This is a genomic window from Pricia mediterranea (assembly GCF_032248455.1).
GTDB classification, from domain to species: domain Bacteria; phylum Bacteroidota; class Bacteroidia; order Flavobacteriales; family Flavobacteriaceae; genus Pricia; species Pricia mediterranea.
This window is the reverse complement of record NZ_JAVTTP010000001.1, coordinates 396,939-422,342: the sequence shown is the minus strand read 5'-3', so window position 1 is coordinate 422,342 and position 25,404 is coordinate 396,939. Positions and strand designations below refer to the sequence as shown.

Here is a 25,404-nt window from a genome sequence, read left to right as displayed (position 1 = left end):
CGCGATAAAAAGAGAGGGTAGGGACCGTTAAAAGTCTTTACCTTTTTTTATTCTGCCCGTCGTCGAACAGGGTCGATTTAATTGTAAGCTTGTTCCAAAAGCGGATCGCATTCTTCCCGCATTATTCACTTCGCCAAGGTCAATCTCGTTATAGTCGACAAAATGGGCTGGTGACCTTCAAGCTTTTAAAGCCCGGCGAATCGCAAAATACTGTTATATCCCGAAAAAAAAGCTCCATACCTTTACAGATATAGAGCCTATTATTACACTTGGGGTTACCCTAAGCTTTGGCGATGGTCGCCCGCAGCATCCAGGCCATTTCTTCATGTTCTTGCATAAGACCGGTCAAAAAATCCCCGGTACCCACATCCTCGTATTCTTCCTCTACTTTGGAAATATTTTCACGGATGAACTGGATAATCGCATCATGATCTTCGAGCAGGGCGGCGCTATAGCCGAGACTGGTGTTTTCGCCTTCGTACTTTTCGGTAAGGTGGGTCAGCTTTAAAAAATCGCCCATGGTGCCCGGCGCGTAATGTCCTATTTGTCGGATACGTTCGGCCACCCCGTCCGCAAATTTTTTGATGGCATTGTAATGCTCCTCGAAAAAAAGATGCTTGGTGTGAAAATCGTGCCCCTCCAAATTCCAATGGGCGCGTAGAGTTTTGGTGTACAGCACAAATTCGTCGGCCAATACCTTCGACAGAATGTCCGTGGTCTTTTGTCTATTCTCTTTGGTTATACCAATGTTAGTTTTCATCTAGATCGTTGTTTTTAGTTCAACGGCAACCTACGAAATGTTGTCATTTTTTATTGATGTATTCGAGTCGAAAATTGCCCTTGTCAAAATTTTGATTGCCTAGGATTCGTCCGCATAATTCGACTCGAAAATCCGATACTTAAAAAGTCCCACTACTATGGCGCCCCCGACTCCATTGCCGATCAACGCGAGCAGTAGAAATTTTAAATAGTCCCATCCCGACACCGATGCGGACTTCCAGAAGGCACCAAAGGCTTCGATGTTGCCAACAATACTGTGGTGAAAGCCCCCGAAACCGATGACTCCGGTAATCATAAAGATAATGACAATGCGGGTTAGCGTGGTCTCGGTGCTATTAAGCAGCCAGGTGAGCAGCCCCATCAACCATCCTGCTGTGATGGCGCTTAAAAATAGCACCCAAGCTTCATAATCGAGAACGTGATGGCCTACGGTGACCATGGTATCCGAGGTAAATAGACCAAAATTCGGCGCTAGGATGCCTATAAAGAAAGTAAAGACGATTCCCCCTAACACGTTACCTGAAATGACCAACCCCCATAGACGAAGCATTTCCAGCAGCGATCGTTGACCATTGAGTACTGGAAGGGCCAACAGCGAGGTTTGCTCCGTGTATAGGGCCGATTTTCCAAGAATTACTAAAATAAAGCCTATGGGATACACGAATCCGAACGATTTAAACAAAATGTTCTGTTCGACATGGCCATCGAGCAGCGCATAGAAGGTGCAGATCATAAAATAACTAAATCCGATTTCAAGCCCAGCGATTACACCACTTAAAAAAATAGCCTTGCTCTTGATGGCGAACATTTGTTCCCCCTCGTGAATAACGCGGCTCAGGATGTCACTGTATTTTTTTCCACCCTTGATATTGTCGGACTTCTCTTCTAGCTGCTTCTGGTGTTCCTTCTGGTCTTTTTCTTCCTCTTTCATAGTGGTAGTTCGATTTTTGACTCTTCTTTAGTTGGGGGTGTTAACGACAAGCAGGGCGGCAACGGGCGCTAGGATCGATAGAATATTTGTTGAGGACCCTTTTCGGAATAAATTCGTAAAATATGATTTAAACATCATGACCAGTTTTGAATTCAGCCAGTTTCACGATCGGCCTTGCCGCATTACATAAAGTTTTTGCTCTGTGCGACCAGCTCGTTGGCCGGTATGACCCCGGACTGCTGCCAGACCACCTTTCCGTTCTTGAACAGCATAAGGGTCGGCACACTACGAATACCATATCGGGAAGCGAAAGCGGGATTTTTGTCCATATCGATTTTTAGGGCGGTCACCGCGTCGCCCAGTGTTTCTTTCGCCTGTTCGAACTGCGGGGCCATGGCTTTGCAGGGACCGCACCAAGTTGCGTACACATCTACCAAGGTTGGTTTTTCATCAGCTATTATTTCGTTGAATTTTGACATAATTTCTAGATTTCAATTGATAAAATTATTTCCTTATATAATCAACCGCACTTCCCCAAGTTCCTCGATGGCATAGGGAAACTTATCTCCCGGTGACCCTATGAACATAAAATTCGTAGGGATGTTCCATCTTTTCGAAAGTTCTTGGATTTTATCTGACGTGAAATGTCCTACTTCCTCGATTAACTCGATTTTAATGTCCGGATAAATCCTATCCAGTACCAAGATATCTTCCTTTAGAATAGCCGATACATGCTTTTCTTTATCCACTATCGAGACAATTTTCAATTTCTTGGTAGCTTCATTTTTTTGCATGCAGGGCATAATCCTATTCAACATTTCCACATTTTCGTGGTTGGCAAAAAAGACGAACTCCTGCTGATTGATTTTTTCGATCATTTCATCTATGGGGAGGTTCAATTTAAAGAGGAAGGTCTTTTTATCGGGAAAAACATATCCTACAAACTGTAAAAAGTATATTAGGATGAAGGTACGTTTTAGCATGAAGAATACAATCAACAAGGTGGGGACGTACTGGCCCGCATAACCGATGGCCAGTGCAGAAATATAAAGGCATGACGAACTGATATCGTTCCCACAGATGGCGTTAGCCTCCAGTTGATTCAGTTTTTTAGCCATCGAGAAAACATTTATTTTTTTTGCATTATGTCATTTTTTGGTGCTGTAAAACCAATAATTGTGTAAGACCCGCCTACCTTTGTTGTAAATTAAAAATTAATTAACAAGCGAATTATGTCTTCAACAAAGGAACCCTGGTCTAGAAATAGGTATGCATGGACCTATGCCGTCTCAATCAACGTAATGATCATGATATACTCTGCCACACTTTATTTTTTGAATATCTATCAGAACGCCGCTTTCAGGGCCGTGTACCTTTTGTTCGTTCTTCTAGGTCTTGTTTTGTTGGTATGGAACTGGAGTAAGAACCACCCCGCCGCCTCGTATATGAACGCATTTAAGCTCTGCATCAAAACGGGTCTTTTTTTCTTGGTTATTCTGCTGCCCATCGTTCTCCTGTATATGGTCTTGAATCCAGAGGCTGTGCAATTAGTTCAGGTAATGGAGACCCATACCCCCTCAAATACGATACAACAAATGGTCGGTATGCTGTTTTTTGAAATGGTGCCCGCCATCATTCTTTCCGCTATCTGTGCTTCTTTCCTGACAGGATGGAACAAAAATCGGACATGAAAGACTTTTTTATCCATTCTGTAACCGAGCGATTGCCTTTTGCCGTTCGTTTTTCTCAAAACCTTTCCCCTTTTGGTTGGGTACGAAATCTGCAAAAACCACCAAACTCCTCTCCAACCAGTCCTCATCGGAAACAATGGCCATCGCACTTATTTCCCCAAGATAAGCAAAGCCGAAATTCTCGGTTCCAAACAAAACGTCTAAACGAGTTCAATGGTAAACATGAATTATGTTTTATGGATAAACAAGCTTTCGGAATTGATGTGCATAAGTGTAAAATGTTTATTTCAAACCGTTCCGGTTGATGGGATAGCACCTATTTTTGATCCGTATCCATAAAAATTGGGGATCGGATCCGTTGTTCCGTCGCCAATTTATTTCCTAGTCCACTCCTGTTATGAATAAAGGGCAGTTACGGATTATCCTAAAACAAATTGTCGGTCCGTAAATCCATGATCGAGGACCATTCCGTTTCCGTGCGCATGGCTGCTTTCGTCGGGGAAAGTGAAGGTGATTCTATCGCTCACGTCTTCCGCTTTGTAGTAAGGGCCTACGGGAATCTGCTCCGTAAACTTGTCTTTGGCCGTAATAATGGTCGCTTTGTTTTCCAATGTTTTCTTTGAAGTGTATTTACTGGATAAACTTCAGGGCTACATTAAAGAAATTCCCGGTCGATTTTTAGGGCAGGGATTACGGACAGGGTTATGTCATGACTTTCCCTTCTCCTCCACTTGGGTTATATTTTGCATATCCAAGGGTTTTTCCGGGGCCAGGTTTTCGTAAGCGTGTTCGCCTATGAGGATGCCCTGCGATTGCCCCTTGCTGAAATAGGCGGTCGCCCAGTTCACCATGGTTCGGAATTGGTTCCTATAACTGACCAGCAAAAATAGATGTATGAATGTCCACGCCATCCAAGCGAACCAGCCGGTAATAGTGGTCTTTGGCATGGTCAGATCGGCGACTGCCTTGCTTCTTCCGATGACCGCCATGGTTCCCTTGTCAAAATAATCGAATGGCTCCGGTTTTTTATCTTTGGTGATGGCCTCGAAATACTTGGCCAAGGCTTTCCCCTGTTGCTTTGCCACGCTTCCCAATTGCGGGTGTCCCTTTGGAAAATCGGGATCTGTTTTTTGGATACACGCATCCCCGATAGCATATATATTATTGGTATCCTTTACCTTATTGAATTCGTCCACCGAAAGCCGATCGCCTTTTTCATAGCTGTCTTCAGGGATCCCCTTGAATTTTAGCGCGGTAACCCCGGCCGTCCATATCAAGGTCTTGGTTTCAATTGTTTCCCCATCCTTGAAGATTACGGTATCATCTTTAAAGTCGGATACCATTTTGTTCAGTTTTACGATAACTCCCATTTTCTCCAAGGTTTTTTTGGAATATTTCTGGGTCTTCTCGCTCATCGGAGGCAAGACGCTGGGCGCAGCATCGACCAGGTACAGGTTCATATTTTGACCATCGAGTTCAGGGTATACGTTCTGTAAAATACGATTGCGCATTTCGGCGATCATCCCCGCTACCTCGACCCCTGAAGGACCGGCGCCGGATACCACGATATTTCGCATTTTCCGTTTTTCGGCCTCATCGCTAATATACGTGTACTTTTCAGCCTCCTTGAGCAGATAGTTACGAAGTTTTACGGCATCGTTCACCGTTTTCATGGGCAGGGAATTCTTTTCGATGTTCTCCATGCCGAAATAGTTGGGCTTGGTACCGGTGGCGATAACGAGATAGTCGTAGTGCACCTCCCCTGTCGTCAGTTTTACCCTATTCTTTTGGGGCAGCACTTCCTCTAGTTCCCCCAACCGGAAATGTAAGTTTTTATCGTCTTTGAACAAGGTGCGGAAGGGAATGGAGATACTGGATATATCGAGTAGACCGGTAGCGACCTGATACAGCAGTGGCGGGAAAAAATTGTAGTTGTTCTTATCCACCAGCGTTACCTGCAGGCCCCTTCTACTGCCCAAATGAAGGGCCAGATTGACCCCGGCAAAGCCACCACCGATGATTACAATATTTTTCTCTTTCATGATGTTGCGATTTTTTATCCCTAATAACGCTTTTCTTGGGTTTTCCGCGGTGTTGTTCGGATTACCCATTTTTCTGAAAAGAAAGTATTGGATATTAAGGGGATGGGTTGACTCGACCCAGTAACATAATGACCCGAATGCATTACTGCCAACCGCCACCGAGGGCCTCATAGAGATCGACGATGGACTGCAAACGGTTGTTCTTGGCGTTGATGACATCGAGGCTGGAGTTGAGGGCGTTCTCCCGGGCCCGAAGGACTTCAAGGTAATTGGCCAGACCGTTGTCCAATAGTTGCTCCGAATAATCAGTGGCCAAACTATAGGCGTCGTACTCTCTTTGTTTGATATCGATTTTCCGGGAGGCCGTCTCGTACGAATACATAGCATCGGAAACTTCTTTGCTCGCCATTAAGATCGATTGCTTGAAATTCAATCGAGCCTGTTCTTGCTGTGCCTGGGAAACTTCGTACTGGGTACGGATCTTGCGTCCGTTAAAGATGGGTTGGGTAAGTCCCCCGACCAAGGTGGCAAAAAGGGAATTCGCGTCGAACAACCTGTCGAACTCAAGGCTCTGTAATCCGCCACTGGCCGAAAGGGTCAACGAGGGATAGAAATTGCTACGCGCTACATTGGTCAGTTCAAAGGCATTGCGCAAGTCGAACTCGGCCGCAATGACATCGGGCCGGTTGCTCAATAGCTGGGCGGGTACCCCGGTCGCCAGTTCCGTCTCGATAGTCTGATCCGCAAGCGGGCTACGGTTGATTACCATGGGCATTTCGCCCAAGAGAATGGACATGGTATTCTCTAAGAGGCGAGACTGGTTCTTAAGATCCAGCAAGATGGCCTGCGCCGTGTAGAGTTGCGCTTCCGTTTGCTGCACCGCAACTTCGTTGACGCTGCCGGCATCCTTAAGGGCCTTTGTGGTTTCCAATCCGTTCGCCCGCGTCATTATGGTCTCTTCGGTAATGTCTATCTGCTCGTCCAATGCCACCAGCTGATAATAGGTCGAGGCGATGTTTGCGATCAGCCTTGTCTTGACCGCTTTATGTGCAGCGGCGGTCTGCAGGTACGCGGCTTGGTAAGCCCGTTTGTTACTTCGTATCTTACCCCAGATATCGGCTTCCCAGGAGAGGTTTCCTGCAAGCTCGTAGGAATCTTGGGCTCCGCCCCCGGTTATTTGGCCGAACTGGCTGTTTCCCGACATTTCCTGGTGGGTAGCCTGTGCCTGTGCCGATAGGGTAGGGTAGAAGCCCGCCTTGCCTTGTTTGACGTAGGCCTCTGCGGCGATGATCTGCTGTAGCGCTATCCTGATATCGATATTGTTCGCAAGACCTTCCGTGATATAATCTTGTAGGATCGGATCCGTGAACATCTCCTTCCATGGAACGATGGCCATGGATATACTGTCTTGTGGTAGGTTATCTGTTCTGAAATATCCCTCGACGAGGGGTGTTTGTTCTTTTCGAACGTATTCCTTGGCCGAGAAGCACGAGGCCATCAACAGGGGCAGACTGGCAATAAACAGTAATTTCGGTATTCTAATCGATCGTATCATTGGTCAATTTCTTTTGTTTCGGCCAAACTTCAAAATTACGGTATGGCGGCCGACTTTTATAATTTAATTATTGGAATTCCCAAGGGCTTTGCCGTCGCTCGCCCTCCAAAACGCCCGTATCGGTTCGGGCGCGCGAACCAGATCGGACGTACCGTTCGGACGAGAAAGGCGGACTTAGATCTGACCCGCCTGTCGTACTGGCAGTTGCCTATTGACCCCCGCCCCCGAGGTAATCTTTTCTCCTCTTGGATTATGGAAATACCGACGACCGATGTCAGTCCGTATTTCTAGACCCAAAGCCTGTTAACCTCCTATTTCAAGTATTTTCAGCAGCGATCTCTTCCTCCTCCACTTCGGGGGGTCCGCTTACTTTTTCCTGCAACCACTGAAAGAGAATATAGAGCATGGGAATGACGAAGACCCCAACAACGGTACCGACGAATAAACCGCCTACGGCCCCGGTACCGATAGCGCGGTTTCCTTCAGCTCCAACGCCGCTGGCCAGTACCAGCGGCATCAGGCCGAAGATAAAGGCCAATGAGGTCATCAAAATCGGGCGTAGCCTCACCTTTGCTCCGTCTATGGCAGAATCCAAAATCGATTCTCCTTGTTTTCGTCGCTGTATAGCAAATTCCACGATCAATATCGCGTTTTTAGCGAGCAGCCCGATCAGCATGATCAAAGCGATCTGAAAGTAAATGTTGTTCTCCAATCCTGCGAGCTTTGTCGTCAAAAATGCCCCAAACATGCCTATCGGTAGAGAAAACAGTACCGAGAGTGGAAGCAAATAGCTCTCGTACTGGGCACTGAGCAGGAAATACACGAAAACGATGACGAGCATCAGGATAATCGTCGTCTGATTGCCCGCGGCCAGTTCTTCCCGGGTAAGCCCGGAATAGGCGGTATCGAAGTTCGCGGGCAGTCCGGCAGCTACCTCCTCGACCGCGGCGATGGCGTCTCCTGTACTGTAACCGGGAGTCGTAGCACCCGTTATGCTAGTCGAGTTGAACAGGTTGAACCGGGTCACCGCTTGGGGACCGAAAACGCGGTCAAGACTTACAAATTGCGTTATTGGGGCCATTTCACCGTCCTTGGTAGGGACATACATGTTGCTTAAATCCTGTTTTTCGGCCCGATCCATCGGAAGACTTTGAATATAGACCCGGTACTGCTTCCCGAAACGGGAGAAGTCGGCCGCATAAATACTACCGATATAGCCCTGAAGGGTATTAAAGATGGTATTGATGTTAACCCCGTAGTCCTTGGCCAGTTCCATATTGATATCCAGCTTGTACTGCGGATACTCCGTACTGAACGCCGATTGGGCGTACTGGAATTCAGGCCTTTGGCTCAAATTTGCGATAAACTCCTGGTTTACCTTGTCGAGCTCGGCAAAATCGCCGCCCGAGCGATCCAGAAGATTGACTTCCACGCCCGAAGAGGCCCCGAACCCGGGAACACTCGGAGGCGAAAAGAAAATGATGTTCGCCTCGGGAATGGTCGCCGCGATACCGAAGAGTTTTCCGGTAATCGCCTCGGCGGACTCATCTTCTTCTTGACGTTCGCTCCAATCTTTCAGCTTAATAAAGCCAAGTCCATAGTTATTGCCGGCCCCGCTAAGCAAACTGACCCCGTTAATGGTGGTGACACTGGCCACCCCTGGTAAATCCTTTACCTTTTGGTACAATTGTCGATTCACCTCCGCGGTTCGGTCGATCGATGACCCCGGGGGCAGTTCCATGTTTACAAACACCAGACCACGATCTTCGTCGGGTACAAAACCTGTGGGTGTGGTGACCGAGGCCCACCAAATGCCTCCAACCGAGGCAAGTAGAATAACGGCTGTTATCCATTTGTGTCTGTACAAAAAGCCCAACGACTGTCCGTATTTCTCTACGGTAGCATTAAATCCCCGGTTGAACGTCGCGTAAAAACGTTGCAAAAGGTTCTTTTTTTCGTCTTTGTCATCCTCATGAGGTTTTAGGAATAGGGCACATAAAGCGGGACTTAAGGTTAGGGCATTGACCGCCGAAATAACGATGGCCACGATCAGTGTCACCCCGAACTGTTCGTAAAAAACGCCGGTGGGACCGGTAATGAATGTTACCGGTACGAATACCGCGGCCATTACTAAGGTAATCGAAACGATCGCACTTGCAATTTCATGCATGGCAGTAAGGGTAGCCTTTTGAATGTCCTTGGCCCCCTCGTCGATTTTGGCATGTACGGCCTCGACCACCACGATGGCGTCATCGACGACGATACCAATGGCCAAGAGAAGTGCGAACAAGGTCAATAGGTTGATCGAATATCCAAAAAGATTCAGAAAGAAAAATGTACCAACAATCGATACCGGTACAGCAATAGCGGGAATCAGGGTAGAGCGAAAATCCTGCAAAAAGATAAACACAACAATGAACACGAGAATGAAAGCCTCCAATAAGGTCGTTACCACTTTCTCGACGGAAGCGTTCAAGAATTCGTTGGTATCAAAGGGAATGACCACGTCGATCCCTTCGGGAAGATTTTTTTTAATGTTCTCTAGTTCGAGCTTAATATCCTCAATAATTTCCTGGGCATCAGATCCCTTGGTCTGGTAGATGGCCATGGCCACGCTGGGATTGCCGTCGGTCTGGGCGGTGGTGGAATATGATTGCGCGTCCAGTTCGATTTTGGCAACGTCCTTTAAGCGCAGATACTCGCCATCGCCGAGCGCCTTGACGATAATATTACTGTACTGTTCTTCGGTACGGTAGCGGCCGTCATACGTAATTACGTAAGAGAATGCTTCCCCCGCATTCTCTCCGATGGTTCCCGCTGCCGCTTCTTGGCTCTGTTCGTTCAGGGCTGCCGTGACTTCGGAGGGAGAGAGACCATAAGCTGCCATTTTATTGGGTTGCAACCAGATGCGCATGGCGTAGTCCTTGCTTCCGAAAACATTAACATCCCCTACACCGTTCACTCTTTGGAAGGTGGGAACCACATTAATTTTAAGATAGTTCTGAAGAAACACATCATCGTAGTCGTCTGATGAAGTGTAAAAACTCAGGAACATTAGGGCACTGGTCTGCTGTTTTTGGGTCAGTACCCCCGTCTGTTTAACGGCCTGTGGCAATAGCGGATTCGCACGTGCCACCCGGTTCTGTACGTTTACTGCTGCGATATCGGGATCGATTTCCTGATCGAAAAATACCGTAATCTGTGCGGTACCGTTATTCGTGGCCGTCGAGGTAATGTATGTCATTCCCTCGACCCCATTGATCTGCTCCTCGATAGGAATGATGACGCTTTCAAGAATGGTTTCCGCGGTAGCCCCGGGATAGGAGGCCGAGACCCTGATGGTCGGCGGTGCGATATCGGGATATTGGGTGACAGACAACGAGGTCAACCCCAATATACCTAAAATCACGATAATGATCGAGATTACGGTAGAGAGAACCGGTCTGGTTATAAATGTCTTGAGCATTGTTTCTTACTTTAATGATTATTGAGGATAAACCGATAGGTGAAAATTACGCCTGTGATAAATGTCGATACGGCGAAGCTGTCCCCTTGCAAGTGGTTTTTGCCTTGGGTGAATTATCTAAACTCCTGTTGAATCGGCTTCGCAAGACTGTCGAAAGGCACCTCTTGTGGTTTGATCGACATTCCGCTCCGCAGTTTCCCCAAGCCCTTGCCGACCACGGTAGCCCCTTCTTTAAGACCAGAGCCTATGACATATAGGTTCTCTGCGGATGCCCTTATATCAATGGCCTGTGAGGCGGCCGTGGTATCTTTTGCGACGGTATAGACAAAGGTTTTTTCCTGTTGTTGGAAGGTGGATTGCTGGGGTACTACCACGACATCGTTGTACTCAATGGGTATCTTGATCGTGCCGCTATTGCCATTGGTCAGGAGTCCGTTTTTATTTTCGAACCGGGCCCGGATGCTGATTGTACCCGTGCTTCGGGAAACTTGGGAATTGATGGTCTCTATCTTGCCCTTTTCGGGATATTCGGTACCGTTGGCCAGGATAAGGGTCACTGGAGGAGAGTTTTTGATTTTCTCTTCCTTGGAGCTGCCTTCGGTGTTTTGGAGGAAATCGAGATATTCTTTCTCGTTAATGGAAAAATAAGCATACACATCGCTGATATCAGAAACGGTAGTTAGGGGTTGTTGGCTGCTCGGACTGACCAAGGCGCCCGTCCGTAGGCGAATTTGGCCCACATAGCCGTTCACGGGACTTTTGATGGTACCGTAGCCGATATTCGCCGTAATGCTGCTATAGTTACTTTTGGCCTGTTGCAATTTGGCCTTGGCGGTCTCGAGTTGTACGGGACTGATAATTTCCTTGTCCACCAATGGCTTTAGCTTATCCACTTCCACTTGCGCGGCATTGACGTTGGCCTTTGCGGCGGCGGCATCCTCGCTCAGGGTCTGGGTTTCCAGTTTGAACAGGGGCTGCCCTTTGTAGACTTTGTCGCCTTCATCGACCAGCACGTCAGTGATATATCCCGAAATCTTGGCGCGTACTTCGGAGTTTATGATGCCCTCGATGTTGGCCGGAAAGTCGATATAGGCCGTTACGGACTTGATAGGCACCTTGAAAACGGGAACCGATTGTGCCTGTTGTCCCCGACCGGCCTGTTGTGCTGATTTGTCATTGCCACAAGATACCAACACAAGGAGGGCAATCAAGGGAATACTATTTTTTAGAAGTGTCTTCATCGTTGTACTCGGATTGATTATTAAAAGCTGGATAAACTACGATGGGATCGTTCGCGGGAATAATCCTATCGAATATAATTTTAACTTACCTGATGCTACTGTTTTTCAGCGTATTGTGAATTGTTGTGCAGACGTCAGTCCTGATTTTCAAATTGTTCAATTTCCTTGATTTTATTTTTAAATCCTTCGTTGAGATCGGTCAAATACTCTTGATATAAGGTGCCGACCGATTTCTCGTTCCTGAATTTTTCGGGATTGTGCTTTTTATTGAAAGCATTGATTTTTTCCAGCACGTCCAGTTCCTTTTCAAAATGCTCGTGGTATTTCTCCATGGCGGACTTCACATAGAATTTCGAGGTCCGGAAATAGCGCCTTCGATCTCCGTGTTTGGTGTAAAATTCTACATACTTTAATTTGATCAATACGTTGAGGTTGTTTGACACCGAACTCTTACTGGCCTGATGCCAGGCAACAATCTCATCGAATGTCAAGCCTTCCTCGGAAGATAGGATGAGGGCCGCATAGATTCTGGCGGCCAAGGGAGACAGGTCCGCTCGCTCTTCGATGGCCATCCCGACTTCTTCGACCAGTCCGATTATTTCTTTTGGCATAGTTCTAAGCATTTAATTGGGGATGCAAATCTACACTTAGTTCGGAACTGTATGAACTAAGTGTAAATAAAGTTTTGTTAAAGTTTAGATAAATAGAATTGAACAAAAATCTTATCTTCGACCCTATGGGAAAAAGAACACTTGCTATTGTGGGCTGCGGGAAGCTGGCCCAAATTATTGTTGATGCCTTAAATAATGGACTATTGCCCGATTACAAACTCATTGGCACGTATTCGCGGACCTTCGAAAAGGCGGAGCGGCTTGCCGATTACATCAATCGCGCGGAAACAGTCCATACCTGCACCGCCAGTAAATCCTTGGACGAACTCTTCACCTTAAATCCGGATTATATCTTAGAGACCGCTTCCCCCGCCGCCATGCGCGAACTGGCAATACCAGCATTAGAGCATGGTTCTTCGATCGTGACTCTTTCCATAGGTGCTTTTGCCGATACGGATTTTTATGAAAGTGTGAAGGAAGCAGCCCGGACCCATAACACCCGTGTGCATCTTGTTCCCGGGGCCATCGGCGGATTTGACGTGTTGCGGACCGTCGCTTTGATGAGCAAGTCTTCGGCCACCTTCGCGACCGAAAAAGGACCGAATTCATTGAAAAATACCGAAGTCTATGATGAAGGCCTACAAAACGAAAAAAGGACGGTATTGAAAGGAAACGCGGTCGAGGCCATCGAACTTTTTCCCACGAAAGTGAATGTGGCGGTAGCCGCCGCCCTCGCCTCCGTTGGGCCGGAAGAAATTGGTGTATCGATCACATCGACCCCTGATTTTGTGGGGGACCGCCACCGTATCGAAATGAAGAACGATCAGGTTGATGCCATTATTGATATCTATAGCAGAAAATCGGATATTGCGGGATGGAGCGTGGTCAACACCTTGCGGAATATCACTTCGCCTATTGCTTTTTGATAAACCCGTCGATATTCGCTAGTACTTTTTCGCTCAATCGGTCGAAAGCCTGCCGGGTGCGACCGACGGAAACCTCCATACAGCGTACGTTGCGGTGGTCTAAGAATCGCTCGTTGCCCAGTGCGCCCAATGTATCACAGTAGACCCGGTTGTCGCCCTCGAGCCACTGAGCGAAAGGGATTTCGTCCCAGGCCTGGGAAAGTCCGGTATTGAACAGGATTTTATTGTCTCCGAGGTGTTCGAACTCTTCTTCGTTCAGAAGAACAACATGCTTGTTCAGACAAGTGATTACCACCTCGTTTTCGGCGAGCAGTTTGTTTAAAGGCGTAAAACGATATCCCTTATCTTCTGCCCAATCCTTTTCGCTACGTGCGAAATATTGAATATCGGCCCCAAAAAAATGCAGTGCGTCGGCGACCATCCCCCCTGATTTGCCCAAGCCTATGATGCCGGCCTTGATGCCGGTGATTTCTCGGGCGACACCGTCCCAAGGTTTTTCGGGACTTCCATCCGGTTTTTGGCCGAAACCGTGAAGGCAGCGCACGAGTTCACTAATTACATATTCTACGACGCCCTCATCCCCATAATCCCGTATTCCCGTCACCTCGATATTTTTGGAATTTGCAAATTTAATATCCACATTGGCACTTTCGACGGAATAGAGGGAGCAGCACATCCCGATATAATCAAGGTTATCGCAACGTTCCAGCACTTCACGGCCCAGGGTCGAGGTAATGCTCAGCAATACCGCATCAGCATCATCGATACGGGCCACGATTTCATCGTTGTTATCGGGCACATCGCGGTACAACACCACTTTATGGGCATAGTTTTCCAGTGCTTTTTCGGCGGATGGAATCAAATTTAAGGGCTCAATGGCGACCAATTTTTTGAACATAGTTGCGTGCTTTCCAATTAACACGGCCAAGGATAGGCCAAGTTTTGCTGAAATCCAATTTTCTCTTCGTGTTTTCGGGTCGATATTCGTTCGCAATGCATTGCCGCTGGCGAAAGCTTATATTGACCTGCTGTTTCTGTGTTACGACCGTACCGATTGAGCCATGTTATGGCTACCGCCGACCGTTAAATCCGATGATTCCAAGGTCGTGCCCTTCTTTCAATAAAAAGGCTAACATGGAAAATTCAACTTCACAAAAATTAAAATTGGGAATTTTCGTCGTTCTTGGGGTGGTCCTGCTGTACACTGCAGTCTATCTGATCGGCAACGAACAAAATTTGTTCGGACGGACTTTCAAGATTTACGCTCACTTCGATAACGTGAGCGGACTAAAATTGGGTGACAACGTGCGCTATGCGGGAATCAACGTAGGTGCCGTTAAACAACTGAAGATGGTGAACGATACCACAGTGCGGGTCGAAATGCAGATGCAAGGCGATATGCAGAAAAAAATAAGGTCCGATGCCCTGGCGACCATAGCAAATCACGGGTTTTGAAGATTTGTAATCTGATTATCCCTTTTTCGAGAAAATCCCTTATTTTTTCGAGGTCGTGCCTATCGGGTTGGACGGACATATAGAAACAGGCGTTTAAACCTTTATTTTGTAGCTCAAAAATGGATTTTGCCGAAATACTAAGGCATCAGTGCATATCCCCTATATTGAAAATAGGTCAAGCTAGTCATTGCTGAGAGGCTCAAATCAATATATGGGTTCATTTCAGCTATATCAATACCTCTATGGGCAAGCGACTGACCACAAACATAAAACTTCACCCCGTTTTCGGTCAAAACTTTCAAGAGGTCCATATTTGGGTTATCCTTGCCCGTGCGTTTGCGATGTGCTTCATTCGACAAAATCACTGAGGTCGTGTTGCTATGTATTATCCCGACTAAATACATTTTTTCTTTAGGAACGCCCGAAGCTCCCAATAGATTGATGGCTCGCGCTATTTTGTTCAAGCCTTTATTGATGCTATCTCCTTGGCTGTCCAAGGTTAGATCGAACACCATTTTATACTCCGTGTTTTTATCCGGAACCAGTTCCGCATTCTTATAGAATTTTATTTTTCCGTAGTCTTTGATAACGGGGTTGATCCACTCTTGGGCGGAGGCCGAAGCGGCGATAGAAAGGAGGGAACAAAAAGCAATAAATGTTTTCATGACAATGGGATTGTAGTAATAAATCATTCAAATCTTTCAAGTTATTAGGGATGACCGTTCAAAAGCAACTTAACATCTTACCATAAAATCCTCCTGAAAAACCTTCTCCAAGTAGAACAACAATTTTTCCACGTTATCCTGATTAAAAACAAGAGGGGGTTTGATTTTCAAAACATTTCGATCGGGTCCATCGGTACTCATCAAGATACCATGGTCTTTCATTCGGTTCGCCAAATAGTCGGCCCGGTCGGCAAGGGGATTCATTTCGGAATCGACCAGTTCAAAGCCCAAAAACAGTCCCTGCCCGCGAACGTCCCCGATAATCGGGAAATCCCGGGCCAAGCTTCGCAACCCTGATTTCAGTAATTCTCCGATGTATAAAGCGTGTTCCTGCAATTTCTCGCGCTTGACGATTCGCAGTACCTCCGTTCCGATGGCACAGGAAACCGGATTGCCTCCAAAGGTGTTGAAGTACTCCATGCCGTTGGCGAACCGGTCCGCTACTTCGCGCGTACACGCCACTGCTGCTAAGGGGTGTCCGTTGCCCAAAGGTTTCCCGATAGTCACGATATCAGGCGTTACGCCGTGGAGTTGAAAGCCCCAAAAGGATTTGCCTACCCGGCCGCATCCCACCTGCACCTCGTCGGAAATGCAGAGTCCTCCCGCTGCGCGGACGTACGTGTAGGCTTGAGATAAAAATCCCTCCGGCAGTTCGATCTGTCCCCCGCAACTGATGATGGGCTCGACGATCAGCGCGCCGACCCCGCGACCTTTCTCGCGTACCGCATCGATTAGATTTTGGACTTCTTCCGCATATCGATGACCTGTGTCCTGACCTCGGTATTTGCCCCGAAAGACATCCGGCAAAGGGAAAATATGGGTGTGTTCGGGCGCCCCCTGTCCTCCTTTTCCATCAAATTTATAGGAACTGATATCGACTGTTGTATTGGTGTTACCGTGGTATCCGACTTCCGAGGCGATAATGTCCCGTTCTCCGGTCGCCGCCCTGACCATGCGGATGGCCAGCTCGTTCGCCTCACTGCCGGAGTTGACAAAGTGCAGCACCGAGAGTTCCGGCGGCAGGGTCTCCAAAAGTATTTGGGTGAGCTCGTTGATGTTATCGTGCAGGTAGCGGGAATTGGTATTGAGTAGGGCCATCTGTCGCTGCCCCGCCCTTACTACCTCGGGATGCTCGTGCCCCACGTGGGCGACGTTGTTCACGGTATCGAGGTACTTTCGCCCGTTTTCATCGATGAGGTACTGGCCCGCCCCCCGCACCATTTTGATGGGCACCTCAAAATGTAGGCTCAGGCTTTTGCCCAGATGGTTTGTTCGAAAGTCGATCAACTTATCGTTCGAGGTTTTTGGCCGTGGTTCTAGCGCCGGCAATTTGAACAACAGGTTGGGATCGGGACAAATGCTGGTCCAGACCGGGACCTGCTCGAAATACCCGACGCCCGGATAGTCGACCGTGTACCCCAACATCGATAGCATAATCTGAAAGTGGAGGTGCGGTGACCAGTTGCCGTTTTCCTTAGGGGGACCTAGATTGCCGATCCTGTCTCCCTTTAGAAGTTGCTGTCCTACTTTGTTTTTTTCTACTGACGCAATCGTAAGATGTCCGTAGAGCGTAAAAAATTCAAAGTTTTCAATGCTGTGTTTTAAGATGATGAGTCCCCCGTACTCCTTGTCTCCCGCATCGTTCACGGAAGCGATTACCTCGCCGTCGAAGAGGGCGTTTACGGCGGTTCCGGCGGGCAGCCAAAAGTCCGTTCCCAAATGTATGGTGCGGTTTTCCGGCCCGTTGTTGCCGATACGGCCGTATTTTGTCGTAGTGTAAACCGTTCGGGGTTCCAGATACCCCCCCGAGATTATTTTTTCGGGATGTTGTTGTTGTACCCTGTCAATCTTAAACTGGAACAGTGCTAAGTCATCGAAATCCACTTGTTGCCCCAACCAGGGACTGGATACACTAAGGTCAAGCGGATGTGCCGCGCATTTTCCGACCGTTGGAAAAAGATCGGACAAAGAAAAATTATTTTGTGAGGCCCATTTTTTGAATGCCGCTTCATCGGGGTGAGGTATGAAGCCACAGGCCTGTCGAAAGCTGTAATGGGCAAAATCGGCATGGACGGCGTACCATTTTTTTAGGACTTCCCAGCCCGGTTTTTCGCTGACCAGTAAATAGGCATTGTCCGGTTCCTTTTGCTTGTTGATGGCAGATTGGGTCACGGAGATGACCAACCGCATGGCAATCGTGGTGTACAGATGCTCAAGTTCCTTTTCCTTTAGGGGAAATGTGGCATGGTAGCCTTTAACCACTGGTAGTGCGGCCTCCAAAGGCGCGTTATGTCCCATAATAGCGTAGGCACAGGCGATGGCCAGATCGTTGATAATCTGGGTACGTATCGCATCGCCATAATCGATGGCCGCCCGCACCGTGGGGCGGACCAGATCTTCGGAGACCACTAGGTTAAAGTCGTTGGCATCGTTGTGTACGACGGACTTCCGAAGTTGGGAATAAGCAGGTTGCGCTTTTTCAAAAGCTTTTTGAAAGCCTGTCAGGATTTTCCGTTCCCTTTCATCGAAAAGGTCGAGATGTGCCACCGTCCAGAGGGATCGCGCGATATCCCATTCAAATTCCCGGTGGGCGTGAGGATGATCGAAGCCCTGTAGTGCTCGGGTCAGCTTTCCGCATTGTCGGCCTAGGCTAAGGCGCAGGTCATCGTTTTGGGGGTTGACATTGCTCCAGATCCTACCGGGAATCCAACTAAGCAGGCGGACCATCCGTCGGTTGCCGGAAGTATCGGTGTAGTAGGCTAGGGGATTTCCCTCGGCATCCGATACGACCCGGGGTGAAATCAAATCGGCATTGGTTTTTTCGGTGTATTGCAACAACTTTTGCTGGAAATCCAAATACTCCGGATTTGCATCGGGGGGAGATATTTTAAGGATGTAGCCCTCCCCGTCATCCACTTTGATCCGAAAGTTAAAATCGATGTAGCCGGGTAGGGGAAAGGCCTTTCCGTGGATTCCGAAAAGTTCTAGGGTGATACGCCCCGCTTCTTCGACGCTGATATTATAGGTAGTGTACTCCATTTTGGTCAATCATTCCGAAAACAATCCGCTTGATTCAATCATTCCAGGAACGATCCCTTTAAACAGGGCGATTGCACAGCCATCGGGTGCTAGAGGATTGAGACAGAGCTTACGCGTCCCGAAATCTGGTTTGTGAGGTCAATGTACGAAAAAATACGATCGGCAAGGGGAGGGACCTTGGATTTTGGACCGAGTTGATAAATCCGTTATTTTTCGGATTCAGAGCCCGAGGATCAACGCTTGGCCTTCCGTCGTTTCCAAAGCCAGCTCCCCACAAAATAGGCCACTAACGCAATCAAAAAGTACTTGAAGTACGATACGGGTTCGCCGCTGCCATGTACGGTCGTAAAGATACGGTCCCAACGGGGCTTCCATTGCCAGGGTTTGTTCATTTGACCCTTGGCGTTGACGAAATTGTCGAAGCTCGCCCAGATAAAGATCGGCGTTCCCACAATATGGTTTTCGGGTACGTATCCCCAGGCGCGGCTATCTTCGGAACGGTCGCGGTTGTCGCCCATCATCCAATAATAGTCCTGTTTAAAGGTGTACGAGTCCGCTACCTCCCCGTTTAGTTTGATCTGGTTGCCAGAAACACTGATGGTATTGCCCTCGTATTCCCTGATAATTTTTTTGTAAAGTGGCAGCACGTGGATATCCAGGGCTACCGTTTTTCCTTTTTCGGGGATGTAGATGGGTCCCATCTGATCATAGCTCCAGGGGTAGTCCGGATTCTGGGGAAAATTGTTTGCGCCCGCCCTGCCTTTGGGATCTACGATTCGTACGACGGAATCAATGCCGGGATTCTTTCTGAGGTCGGCCACCATCGCGTCGGTCAACGGAGCCATCCGTTGTCTGGCGGTCTCTTCCTTTATCGAAATCCCGTTTTTTCGGATGACGCTAAGAGGGATTCCCGCTGCTTTCGTGAATACATAAAAGTCCCCGTCCGGTCGCTCCCTGAACCCTTGGATATAAGGATTAAGGGCATTTGCCTGTTGTTGGTTCAACGAGCCTACGATATACCGACGTTCAAAACTATTGGCACCTACATTTTGTAATATTTTTGAGGAGACTCCTTTTTGGGCGTATATGTTGTAATTGAACTGCAGTTTGGCCCGATCGGGCAGCTGCAATTGCTTTCCGTTGATATGGACGTAACCATCGATAACGGCCAGGGAGTCCCCGGGAAGACCGACACAGCGCTTGACGTAGTTAGATTTTTTGTCAATGGGCTTGTCCACTCCCGCTTCTTTCTTAAAAAACTGACGTACCGTATCCGCCGGCCAGCTGAACACCACAATATCGTTTCTGTCCACCTTAGTAAATCCGGGCAACCTGAAATAGGGGAGTTGGGGCTTGTTGAGGTATGATTTGACACCAAGGACCGGAAGGGTGTCATGTACCATGGGGGCGGCCACCGTGGTCATCGGGGCGCGGGCACCATAGTGGAATTTGCTTACAAAGAGCAGGTCGCCTACCCGAAGCGTTCGCTCCAGCGAGGGAGTAGGAATTACGTAGGGCTGGATAAAATAGGTATGCACGAGGGTAGCGGCTATCACGGCAAAGGCGATGGAACTGACCCATTCGCCGGTGGCGGTCTTTGGGTGCAGACCCCGGTTCTCGATATATTTTACATCGAGCGCGTAATTGACATAATAGATGTAAAACCCTAGGGTGAGAATCACGAGCCAGGTCTCCCCTAAGCTGTTTCTTCCAAAACTTCGGATGGTCTCGATCCAAATAATGGGAAACATCAAGAGGTTAATGATAGGGATAAAGAGAAGTACCGTCCACCATGTAGGCCGATTGATAATCTTCATCAATACGATGGCATTGTATATAGGAACTGCCGCCTCCCAAGACTTTCTACCGGCCTTGACGTACAATTTCCAGGTGCCCAAATAGTGGATGACCTGTACGATGAGGATAAAAATGATCCACTGTGTTGTGTCCATTTGTTTATTTTAAGTCGTTAGTTTTTAGACGTTGGACGTCGTTGGTTGTTGGTTTTTTGTTGTCGGTTTTCGGTTTTCGGTCGTGGTCGGTTGATGACTGTCGGTTGTGACTTTTCATAGCTCGTCCTTCCTCGCTCTTTCTTCTTTTTTCGTTGCCCCGTTATCGGTTCAAATCGAGCACGTCTTTCATGGTGAAAATCCCGGTCTTCCCTTGAATCCATTCTGCCGCGATGACAGCACCCAGGGCGAAGCCTTCGCGATTGTGGGCGGCGTGCCTAATTTCAATATGATCTACCTTGCTCCCGTAGTTCACGGTATGGGTCCCGGGGGTATCGCCGATACGTTTTGAGGTAACGGGAATCTCCCCATCCCCGGCCCGATCAAGCTTCCATCCTTGGTAATCGCTGTTTTCGATGATGTCCTCGGCAAGGCTGATGGCCGTTCCGCTGGGGGCATCCAGTTTTTGTGTATGGTGGATTTCTTCCAAGGACACCCGATATTGGTCCAACCTGCTCATCATTTGTGCCAAATACCGGTTCAATTCAAAAAAAATAGTGACCCCGAGGCTAAAATTGGAGGCATAGATAAATGCCCCATTTTTTTCTTGGCACAAAGCGACGGCATCATCGTAATTATCCAGCCATCCTGTTGTACCTGATATCACGGGCACCCCGTTTTCAAAACATCCGCTGATGTTGTCAAAGGCGGCATCGGGCATACTGAAATCGATGGCAACATCCATCTCGGAATAATCGATGTCCCCGGAGTCCACATCGATTTTGGCCACGATGTTATGTCCTTTATTTTGGGAGACCGTCTCGATCATCTTACCCATTTTTCCGTATCCGAAAAGTGCAATGTTCAAATTTATTGAGTTTATGGGTTTTATAGGTTTATGAGGGTATGAGTTCATAAACTTAACTACCTACTGATTACTTATTATTTATTACTGGCTACTGCCACTGCAAACTAAAACCGCACCACCACCGCCATTCCATAATTTGGTCGATTCATTATGGGATCTACATCCAAAAAGGGCTGCATATCGAAACTTAGGTCTTCATCGACATTGAACTGTTTGAGGTGCGCATCGACATTGGCATCTACAATATTTAAGATATACACTGCTATAACCCCGACCAACCAGAGGTCGCGATCGCGCTGGCGGGCTTCCTGTTGGTTCTGCAGATCATCTTGGTCCAAACGGGGAATCTGTCCGACACCACCGAAGGGATCATAGAACTCATCATCGGTAAAACCGGCCTGCCTTCTCTTGAAAGCCGTTCGAAAACGTCGATAAAGGTCATCGTTATAAACATATCCGTAAATGGCCCCTCCGAGCACGCCCCAAACGATAGGCGCTTTCCAATAGCGCTTGTTATAAATTTGACCCAATCCTGGAAAAGCGGCGGAATAGAACGCGGCCTTACTCGGCGCCAGGGGATTGATCCGTACTTTTTTTTTCTTTAAGGTATCCACGACAATAATGCCCTCCTCTTTTAAATCGGCTTGTAGGGAGTCGATTTCCTGGGAGGCATTAGGAATACTGTCGTTCTCCTGCGCGATTCCGGATACCGTAAAAATTCCCAGTAGCAACGTAGTAAAGAGGAATTTACCCATGGAATCGACTATGGTCTTCAGTGGGGTTGCCTTGGATAGAACTGTCGTCAAAAGAAAATTATTGGCCAAGTATCAGTTTTTGAATGCGTTTGAATTCCTCTTGGGAATGGAAGGGAATGGTAATTTTTCCACTGCCTTTAGGGGATGCCGTGATACCCACCTTGACGGAGAGATGCTCGGTGAACTTGTCGATAGTGTCATCGACGAAATCCGGCTTTTTTGATGTTTGCTTATTGGATTTACCAGAGCCTTTTTTCCCTTCGCGATAGGCTTTGACCGCTTGTTCCGTATTGCGGACGGAAAGGTTCTCACCCACTATTTTTTCATAGAGGGCGATTTGGTCGGCCTTTTTATCGATGTTCACCAAGGCTCTACCGTGCCCCATGCTTAAAAATCCGTCTCGAATTCCCGTTTGTACGATGGGATCGAGCTTTAACAAACGCAAATAATTGGTAATGGTCGAGCGTTTTTTCCCCACTCGTTCGCTCATTTTTTCTTGGGTAAGTTGTATATCGTCGATCAGGCGTTGGTAAGAGAGCGCTATCTCAATGGGGTCGAGGTCTTGCCTTTGAATGTTTTCGACAAGGGCCATTTCCAGGGATTCCTGATCGTTGGCGATACGGATGTAAGCGGGAATGGTCTCGAGTCCGACCAATCGTGAGGCCCTATAGCGCCGCTCCCCCGAGACGAGCTGGAATTTATTGAAGTCCAGTTTCCGGACGGTGATCGGTTGAATGACCCCCAGTTCGCGAATCGAACTGGCGAGTTCGTGCAGCGCTTCATCGTTAAAGTTCGAACGCGGCTGAAACGGGTTCACCTCGATGGCATCGATGTCCAACTCCACGATATTGCCGACTACCTTGTCCGCATTGCGGTCCGTGGCGGATTGAATGTCGTTCTCGGGATCTTTTAGAAGTGCCGATAATCCACGTCCGAGTGCCTGTTTCTTCGTTGCCTTCGCCATAGTGTTTCCTTTGATCTTTGAAATGTCCTGATCGGGTTGCTCTTACGTTTTTGTATGTCTGCTTACCTTCGCGTCTTCTTTAGGGTTGAAATACCTTGTTTGCGGATTTAAACCGCGGCCTTGTTCTTGGTGACGACCTCGTTGGCCAGGTTGAGGTAGTTGGCCGCGCCTTTACTGCTCGCGTCGTATTTGATAATGCTTTCGCCGTAGCTGGGGGCTTCGCTCAGACGAACGTTCCTTTGGATGATGGTATCGAAGACCATATCGGCAAAATGTTTCCGTACTTCTTCGACGACTTGGTTCGAGAGTCTTAACCGGGAGTCGAACATGGTTAGAAGCATGCCTTCGATATCGAGATCGGGATTGTGGATTTTCTGTACGCTTTTAATGGTGTTCAAAAGCTTTCCGAGACCTTCCAAAGCAAAATATTCGCATTGGATGGGGATAATTACCGAATCGGCGGCACTCAGTGCGTTCAAGGTTAGAAGTCCCAATGACGGCGCACAGTCGATAAGGATATAATCATAGCTGTCCCGAAGATCGGAAATAGCCTCCTTCATCTTATATTCCCGTCCATCTTTGTCCACCATCTCGATTTCGATCGCGACAAGGTCGATATGCGCGGGGATAAGGTCGAGGTTGGGGGAATCGGTAGCAATAATGATTTCCTTGGCGGTAACACTGTGTTCAAGCAGTTGATAGGTGCCCATTTCCACCGTGTCCACATCGATACCTAGCCCCGAGGTCGCGTTGGCTTGGGGATCTGCATCGATCAGCAACACCTTTTTCTCCAATACCCCCAGCGATGCGGCCAGATTGACCGTAGTGGTCGTCTTGCCCACACCTCCCTTTTGGTTTGCTATCGCAATTATCTTGCCCATTATCCATCTAAATTAGGGGGTAAAAATACGATTATTTACGATGCCGTTGAAACCATTTTGTTAACACGTAGTAAACATCGGGGGGAAGTTGCTGTAAATTCGGTTAATTTTTAAAACGGGATAGGCATTCTCGCTGAGCGTGAGCAGTAGGGCAGAAATACCAAATTCCAAATCTCAAATTCCAAGAAATAATATTTTTGGAATCTGGTGCTTGAATTTTGGAATTTTAGGGAATTGCACTTTCAATTGTTAGGCCGTGTTTTCAAACTGTCCTCATATTCAATCAGATAGATTTCCTCATTTTTCTTTTTGAGATAATAGTGCTCGCGGGCGAATTTTTCCAGTTCTTCGGGATCGGCCAGTTTTTTAAGGATTTTTTTGTCCTCGGCAATTTCCCTTTCAAGAAATTCCTGCTGTTTTTCCAGTTTTTTGATTTCCTTCCGCAACTCTAGGTGGATGAGCAGGGAGTTGGTGTCGAAGAAAACCATCCAGATTACGAATACGGTCAAAACCAGTACATACATATTGGTAAAGACCTTAAACCACTTTTTATTTCGTAACTCCCTTAAAGCCATTCGCTAGTCCAATTAATAGGCCACCACCACGATGGATAAACCGATTGTGTACCTTTTCCCATGTCGAAGAATTCAACCTAATTTCTCATTGATAATCGTCCGTACTATATCAACTGCGACGGTGTTATATTTATTGTTCGGAATGATAATATCCGCGTATTCCTTGCTGGGTTCGATGAACTGCAGATGCATGGGTTTGATGTTGGATTGGTATTTGTCCAGTGTTTCGTCCAGGTTCCAGCCACGTTCGTTGACATCTCTTTTAAGCCTTCGGATGAACCGCTCGTCGGAGTCGGCATGAACGAATATTTTGATGTCCAACATTTTTCGGATCGGCGCGTTGGTCAAAATTAGGATGCCCTCGACTATAAGCACTTTGTGCGGGGATACGGGGACGGTCTTGTCGGTACGGTTGCATTCTAAAAAAGAATAGACCGGCTGTTGGATGGATTTTCCAGCTCTTAGCAGTTGGAGGTGTTCTTCCAGCAGTTCAAAATCGATGGATTGTGGGTGATCGAAGTTGGTCATGCGCCGTTCTTCCAGGGACAGATGCGAAAGGTCTTTATAATAGGAGTCCTGCGAAATCACCCCGACTTCCCCGTCGGGGAGTTCATCGATGATCTGGTTGACCACCGTTGTCTTTCCGCAGCCCGTGCCGCCCGCGATTCCGATTATTAGCATAACCTTGGATTTTTTTTCCAAAATTAGGAAAAGAAAATAGACCGTCGGGATTTTTGGAATCAAGAATCGTGAGATTGAAAAGAGAAGGGAGAAAAGAGAGCAGAGTCAAGAGTCAAGAGCCAAGAATCAAGAATAAAAAGAGTTGGCAATTCTAAAGCCCGGCATCCAGTGCGACCACTTGGAATTTGGAATTTAGACAACCGACAACCGACAACCGACAACCGACATCCGACATCCAACAACCGACATCCGAAAAACCAAGCACTAAC

At 47.7% G+C, this 25,404-nt stretch carries 25 protein-coding genes; 5 read left to right on the top strand and 20 right to left on the bottom strand.

Annotated features, from left to right (window positions below; all coding sequences use genetic code 11):
* Positions 1 to 280 precede the first annotated feature (280 nt).
* The 4 genes from RQM65_RS01710 to RQM65_RS01695 all read right to left on the bottom strand — a co-directional run bounded on the left by RQM65_RS01710 (position 281) and on the right by RQM65_RS01695 (position 2,829).
* Positions 281 to 760, bottom strand: coding sequence for a Dps family protein (locus tag RQM65_RS01710; RefSeq protein WP_314012264.1), 480 nt, complete (start codon positions 758 to 760; stop codon positions 281 to 283).
* Positions 761 to 859: 99 nt separating this feature from the next.
* Positions 860 to 1,711, bottom strand: coding sequence for a formate/nitrite transporter family protein (locus RQM65_RS01705; protein WP_314012262.1), 852 nt, complete (start codon positions 1,709 to 1,711; stop codon positions 860 to 862).
* 182 nt (positions 1,712 to 1,893) lie between these two features.
* Complete coding sequence (gene trxA / locus RQM65_RS01700; RefSeq protein WP_314012261.1) at positions 1,894 to 2,190, bottom strand: thioredoxin; 297 nt, start codon at positions 2,188 to 2,190, stop codon at positions 1,894 to 1,896.
* A 33-nt stretch (positions 2,191 to 2,223) separates the two neighbouring features.
* Positions 2,224 to 2,829 carry a hypothetical protein gene (locus tag RQM65_RS01695; RefSeq protein ID WP_314012260.1) on the bottom strand — a complete coding sequence of 202 codons (606 nt, stop codon included), beginning with the start codon at positions 2,827 to 2,829 and terminating at the stop codon, positions 2,224 to 2,226.
* Positions 2,830 to 2,943: 114 nt separating this feature from the next.
* Between RQM65_RS01695 and RQM65_RS01690 the strand changes: the two genes are divergently transcribed.
* Both RQM65_RS01690 and RQM65_RS01685 read left to right on the top strand, forming a co-directional pair.
* Positions 2,944 to 3,402: a hypothetical protein gene (locus tag RQM65_RS01690; protein WP_314012259.1), complete on the top strand. Its 459-nt coding sequence runs from the start codon at positions 2,944 to 2,946 to the stop codon at positions 3,400 to 3,402.
* Positions 3,399 to 3,707 (top strand): hypothetical protein, encoded by a 309-nt coding sequence (locus tag RQM65_RS01685; protein ID WP_314012258.1) that lies wholly within the window; start codon positions 3,399 to 3,401, stop codon positions 3,705 to 3,707. The genes RQM65_RS01690 and RQM65_RS01685 overlap by 4 nt, the downstream gene beginning before the upstream one ends.
* A 114-nt stretch (positions 3,708 to 3,821) precedes the next feature.
* Here RQM65_RS01685 and RQM65_RS01680 read toward each other — a convergent pair whose 3' ends face one another.
* The 3 genes from RQM65_RS01680 to RQM65_RS01670 form a co-directional block, all read right to left on the bottom strand.
* Complete coding sequence (locus tag RQM65_RS01680) at positions 3,822 to 4,013, bottom strand: hypothetical protein (protein ID WP_314012257.1); 192 nt, start codon at positions 4,011 to 4,013, stop codon at positions 3,822 to 3,824.
* A 96-nt stretch (positions 4,014 to 4,109) separates the two neighbouring features.
* A complete protein-coding gene (locus RQM65_RS01675; RefSeq protein ID WP_314012255.1) occupies positions 4,110 to 5,444 on the bottom strand; it encodes an NAD(P)/FAD-dependent oxidoreductase in 1,335 nt (444 codons plus the stop codon).
* 142 nt (positions 5,445 to 5,586) lie between these two features.
* On the bottom strand, positions 5,587 to 6,999 hold the full coding sequence (locus RQM65_RS01670; protein ID WP_314012253.1) for an efflux transporter outer membrane subunit: 1,413 nt from the start codon (positions 6,997 to 6,999) through the stop codon (positions 5,587 to 5,589).
* A 42-nt stretch (positions 7,000 to 7,041) separates the two neighbouring features.
* Here RQM65_RS01670 and RQM65_RS01665 point away from each other — a divergent pair, with 42 nt between their 5' ends.
* Entirely contained in the window at positions 7,042 to 7,290 is a 249-nt protein-coding gene (locus tag RQM65_RS01665; protein ID WP_314012251.1) for a hypothetical protein, read from the top strand.
* Positions 7,291 to 7,315: 25 nt separating this feature from the next.
* Here RQM65_RS01665 and RQM65_RS01660 read toward each other — a convergent pair whose 3' ends face one another.
* The 3 genes from RQM65_RS01660 to RQM65_RS01650 all read right to left on the bottom strand — a co-directional run bounded on the left by RQM65_RS01660 (position 7,316) and on the right by RQM65_RS01650 (position 12,317).
* Positions 7,316 to 10,465 carry an efflux RND transporter permease subunit gene (locus RQM65_RS01660; protein WP_314012250.1) on the bottom strand — a complete coding sequence of 1,050 codons (3,150 nt, stop codon included), beginning with the start codon at positions 10,463 to 10,465 and terminating at the stop codon, positions 7,316 to 7,318.
* A 113-nt stretch (positions 10,466 to 10,578) separates the two neighbouring features.
* The gene (locus tag RQM65_RS01655; protein ID WP_314012249.1) at positions 10,579 to 11,706 is read right to left on the bottom strand and encodes an efflux RND transporter periplasmic adaptor subunit; all 1,128 of its coding nucleotides are present in this window, start codon (positions 11,704 to 11,706) and stop codon (positions 10,579 to 10,581) included.
* A 134-nt stretch (positions 11,707 to 11,840) separates the two neighbouring features.
* Entirely contained in the window at positions 11,841 to 12,317 is a 477-nt protein-coding gene (locus RQM65_RS01650) for a GbsR/MarR family transcriptional regulator (protein ID WP_314012248.1), read from the bottom strand.
* A gap of 125 nt (positions 12,318 to 12,442) precedes the next feature.
* On the opposite strand from RQM65_RS01650, the gene RQM65_RS01645 reads away from it, so the two are divergent.
* Entirely contained in the window at positions 12,443 to 13,243 is an 801-nt protein-coding gene (locus RQM65_RS01645) for an aspartate dehydrogenase domain-containing protein (protein ID WP_314012247.1), read from the top strand.
* On the opposite strand, the gene RQM65_RS01640 is transcribed toward RQM65_RS01645, so the two are convergent.
* Positions 13,230 to 14,141, bottom strand: a complete 912-nt coding sequence (locus tag RQM65_RS01640; protein ID WP_314012246.1) for an NAD(P)-dependent oxidoreductase — start codon at positions 14,139 to 14,141, stop codon at positions 13,230 to 13,232. The two genes, RQM65_RS01645 and RQM65_RS01640, sit on opposite strands and share 14 nt — an antisense overlap.
* A 236-nt stretch (positions 14,142 to 14,377) precedes the next feature.
* Here RQM65_RS01640 and RQM65_RS01635 point away from each other — a divergent pair, with 236 nt between their 5' ends.
* Positions 14,378 to 14,698 carry an MlaD family protein gene (locus tag RQM65_RS01635; protein WP_314012245.1) on the top strand — a complete coding sequence of 107 codons (321 nt, stop codon included), beginning with the start codon at positions 14,378 to 14,380 and terminating at the stop codon, positions 14,696 to 14,698.
* Between the two features lie 137 nt (positions 14,699 to 14,835).
* On the opposite strand, the gene RQM65_RS01630 is transcribed toward RQM65_RS01635, so the two are convergent.
* The 9 genes from RQM65_RS01630 to udk all read right to left on the bottom strand — a co-directional run bounded on the left by RQM65_RS01630 (position 14,836) and on the right by udk (position 25,135).
* Positions 14,836 to 15,363: a DsrE family protein gene (locus RQM65_RS01630; RefSeq protein WP_314012244.1), complete on the bottom strand. Its 528-nt coding sequence runs from the start codon at positions 15,361 to 15,363 to the stop codon at positions 14,836 to 14,838.
* A gap of 69 nt (positions 15,364 to 15,432) precedes the next feature.
* Positions 15,433 to 18,462: an aminotransferase class III-fold pyridoxal phosphate-dependent enzyme gene (locus RQM65_RS01625; RefSeq protein WP_314012242.1), complete on the bottom strand. Its 3,030-nt coding sequence runs from the start codon at positions 18,460 to 18,462 to the stop codon at positions 15,433 to 15,435.
* Between the two features lie 233 nt (positions 18,463 to 18,695).
* A complete protein-coding gene (lepB, locus tag RQM65_RS01620; protein ID WP_314012241.1) occupies positions 18,696 to 20,414 on the bottom strand; it encodes a signal peptidase I in 1,719 nt (572 codons plus the stop codon).
* Positions 20,415 to 20,574: 160 nt separating this feature from the next.
* Entirely contained in the window at positions 20,575 to 21,279 is a 705-nt protein-coding gene (dapB, locus tag RQM65_RS01615) for a 4-hydroxy-tetrahydrodipicolinate reductase (RefSeq protein ID WP_314012239.1), read from the bottom strand.
* Positions 21,280 to 21,383: 104 nt separating this feature from the next.
* On the bottom strand, positions 21,384 to 22,085 hold the full coding sequence (locus RQM65_RS01610) for a DUF5683 domain-containing protein (RefSeq protein ID WP_314012237.1): 702 nt from the start codon (positions 22,083 to 22,085) through the stop codon (positions 21,384 to 21,386).
* 7 nt (positions 22,086 to 22,092) lie between these two features.
* Positions 22,093 to 22,998, bottom strand: a complete 906-nt coding sequence (locus tag RQM65_RS01605) for a ParB/RepB/Spo0J family partition protein (RefSeq protein WP_314012236.1) — start codon at positions 22,996 to 22,998, stop codon at positions 22,093 to 22,095.
* Between the two features lie 107 nt (positions 22,999 to 23,105).
* The gene (locus tag RQM65_RS01600) at positions 23,106 to 23,879 is read right to left on the bottom strand and encodes a ParA family protein (RefSeq protein WP_314012235.1); all 774 of its coding nucleotides are present in this window, start codon (positions 23,877 to 23,879) and stop codon (positions 23,106 to 23,108) included.
* A gap of 242 nt (positions 23,880 to 24,121) precedes the next feature.
* Positions 24,122 to 24,454 carry an FtsB family cell division protein gene (locus RQM65_RS01595; RefSeq protein WP_314012234.1) on the bottom strand — a complete coding sequence of 111 codons (333 nt, stop codon included), beginning with the start codon at positions 24,452 to 24,454 and terminating at the stop codon, positions 24,122 to 24,124.
* A 72-nt stretch (positions 24,455 to 24,526) separates the two neighbouring features.
* A complete protein-coding gene (gene udk / locus RQM65_RS01590; RefSeq protein WP_314012233.1) occupies positions 24,527 to 25,135 on the bottom strand; it encodes a uridine kinase in 609 nt (202 codons plus the stop codon).
* Positions 25,136 to 25,404 lie beyond the last annotated feature (269 nt).